The sequence below is a fragment of the Georgenia sp. genome (genome assembly GCF_054605595.1).
The window spans coordinates 1-3,098 of sequence record NZ_JBTSDU010000209.1 but is presented as its reverse complement, the minus strand read 5'-3'; the positions used below and the strand labels follow the sequence as shown (position 1 = coordinate 3,098).

The window sequence follows — 3,098 nt, the reverse complement described above, 5'->3', positions numbered from 1 at the left end:
GCGGTCCCCGCGGGCGACCGGCTCGGGCTTGGCGATCTCGCCGACCTCGACCCCGCTGAAGGTGAACTGGCCGAGCAGCCCCTCGCCCTCGGCGTCGACGAGGATCTTCTGGCCGCGGTGCAGCTCCCCGAAGAGGATCTTCTCGCTCAGCACGTCCTCGATCTCGCGCTGGATCGCGCGGCGCAGCGGCCGGGCTCCCAGGACCGGGTCGTAGCCGCGCTCGGCGAGCAGCTCCTTCGCGGCCGGCGTGAGCTCGATCGTCATGTCCTGGTCCCGCAGCCGCTTGTCGAGCTTGGCGACCATCAGGTCGACGATCTGGACGATCTCGTCCTGCGTGAGCTGCGGGAAGACGATGACGTCGTCGACACGGTTGAGGAACTCGGGCCGGAAGTGCTGCTTGAGCTCCTCGTTGACCTTCGTCTTCATGCGGTCGTAGCTGTTGGACAGCTCGCCCCCGGCCTGGAAACCGGTGAGCAGGCCCTTGGCGATGTCCCTCGTGCCGAGGTTCGTCGTCATGATGATGACGGTGTTCTTGAAGTCCACGACCCGACCCTGGGAGTCGGTCAGGCGACCGTCCTCGAGGATCTGCAGGAGCGAGTTGAAGATGTCCGCGTGGGCCTTCTCCACCTCGTCGAAGAGCACCACCGAGAACGGACGGCGACGCACCTTCTCGGTGAGCTGGCCGCCCTCCTCGTAGCCGACGTACCCGGGAGGCGATCCGAAGAGGCGCGAGACCGTGTGCTTCTCGGAGTACTCCGACATGTCGAGCTGGATGAGTGCGTCCTCGTCGCCGAAGAGGAACTCGGCGAGCGCCTTGGCCAGCTCGGTCTTCCCGACGCCGGTGGGGCCGGCGAAGATGAACGAACCACCCGGACGCTTCGGGTCCTTCAGGCCCGCCCGGGTGCGCCGGATCGACTGCGACAGCGCCTTGATGGCGGCGTCCTGGCCGATGATGCGCTTGTGGAGCTCGTCCTCCATGTGGAGCAGCTTGGCGGACTCCTCCTCGGTGAGCTTGAACACCGGGATGCCGGTGCTCATGGCCAGCACCTCGGCGATGAGATCCTCGTCGACCTCGGCGACAGCGTCGAGGTCGCCGTTCTTCCAGGCCTTCTCCCGCTGGAGACGGCGGTCGCCCAGCGTCTTCTCGTCGTCACGCAGGCGCGCGGCGCGCTCGAAGTCCTGGTCGTCGATTGCCGACTCCTTCTCCCGGCGGACCTCGGCGATCTGCTCGTCGAGCTCACGCAGCTCCGGCGGCGCGGTCATCCGGCGGATGCGCAGACGCGCACCGGCCTCGTCGATCAGGTCGATCGCCTTGTCCGGCAGGAACCGGTCGGAGACGTAGCGGTCGGCGAGGGTCGCAGCGGCGACGAGCGCCTCGTCGGTGATCGAGACGCGGTGGTGCGCCTCGTACCGGTCGCGCAGCCCCTTGAGGATCTCGATGGTGTGCGCGAGTGTGGGCTCGGCCACCTGGATGGGCTGGAAGCGGCGCTCGAGCGCGGCGTCCTTCTCGATGTGCTTGCGGTACTCGTCGAGCGTGGTGGCGCCGATGGTCTGCAGCTCGCCACGGGCCAGCATCGGCTTGAGAATGCTCGCGGCGTCGATCGCGCCCTCGGCGGCACCCGCACCCACCAGGGTGTGGATCTCGTCGATGAACAGGATGATGTCGCCGCGGGTACGGATCTCCTTGAGGACCTTCTTCAGGCGTTCCTCGAAGTCACCGCGGTAGCGCGACCCGGCCACCAGGGAACCCAGGTCGAGCGTGTAGAGCTGCTTGTCCTTGAGCGTCTCAGGGACGTCGCCGCGGACGATGTCCTGCGCGAGGCCCTCGACGACGGCCGTCTTGCCGACGCCGGGCTCGCCGATCAGCACCGGGTTGTTCTTGGTGCGGCGCGAGAGCACCTGCATGACCCGCTCGATCTCCTTGGCGCGGCCGATCACCGGGTCGAGCTTGCCCTCACGGGCGGCCTGGGTGAGGTTGCGGCCGAACTGGTCGAGAACGGCGGAGCCCGCGGGCTGGCCCTCGGCGGGGCCACCGGCGGTGACCGGCTCCTTGCCCTGGTAGCCGGAAAGGAGCTGGATGACCTGCTGGCGGACGCGGTTCAGGTCCGCGCCGAGCTTGGTCAGCACCTGGGCGGCGACGCCCTCACCCTCGCGGATGAGGCCGAGCAGGATGTGCTCGGTGCCGATGTAGTTGTGGCCGAGCTGCAGCGCCTCGCGCAGGGACAGCTCGAGCACCTTCTTGGCGCGCGGGGTGAAGGGGATGTGGCCGGAGGGCGACTGCTGCCCCTCGCCAATGATCTCGGTGACCTGCGCACGAACCGCCTCGAGCGAGATGTCGAGAGCCTCGAGCGCCTTCGCGGCGACACCCTCGCCCTCGTGGATGAGGCCGAGGAGGATGTGCTCGGTACCGATGTAGTTGTGGTTGAGCATCCGCGCCTCTTCCTGGGCGAGGACGACCACCCGACGGGCACGGTCGGTAAAGCGTTCAAACATGTGCACTCCTCCCGGCGACTGCCACGGCCAGCACCCGGCGGCACCGGTCTGGACAGTTCACCCAATCTAACGGCGAGGGGGGCCGGAGCCTGCCTGTGTTCGCCACCGGCGTGACGCGAGAGTGCCGTGCCGGTGGCGCACGGACGGTGCCCAAGTCGCGGCGGACGGTGGCGATCAGGGCGCGGGGGGCGTGAGGATCAGAACGTGGGCACCCGGAGACGATCAGGACGCGGGCGTGAGGATCAGGACAGCGGGCGTGACGATCAGGACAGGGCGGACTCGAACGCCATGAGCGCCGCCTCGTCGTGGAGGACGAACCGCACGAGCCGAACCGTGGCGAGGCCGCCCACGTCACGCACGTCGATCCCGCACACCTCCTGCCCGGAATGGTTGTCCTGACGGGCGGCGTAGGCCCGGACGGCGTCGACGGCGATGCGAGCGACGTCGTCGACCGGCCAGCCGAAAGCGCCCGCGCTGATGGCCGGGAAGGCGACGGTGGCCGCCCCGATCTCGGCCGCGATGGTGAGGCTGGAGGTGAAGCACGCTGCGAGAAGCACGGGGTCCGTCTCGCCCCGACGTGCATTGGGACCGACTGTGTGGATGAC

2 protein-coding genes are annotated in these 3,098 nt (G+C 68.7%); both read right to left on the bottom strand.

Annotated features, from left to right (window positions below; genetic code table 11):
* The coding region (locus ACYC1Z_RS14920) for an ATP-dependent Clp protease ATP-binding subunit (protein ID WP_461410298.1) at nt 1–2,493 on the bottom strand (2,493 nt) is incomplete at its 3' end.
* Between the two features lie 263 nt (nt 2,494–2,756).
* Nucleotides 2,757–3,098, bottom strand: a 342-nt coding sequence (locus tag ACYC1Z_RS14915) for a macro domain-containing protein (protein ID WP_461410297.1), incomplete at its 5' end; no start/stop codon positions are given.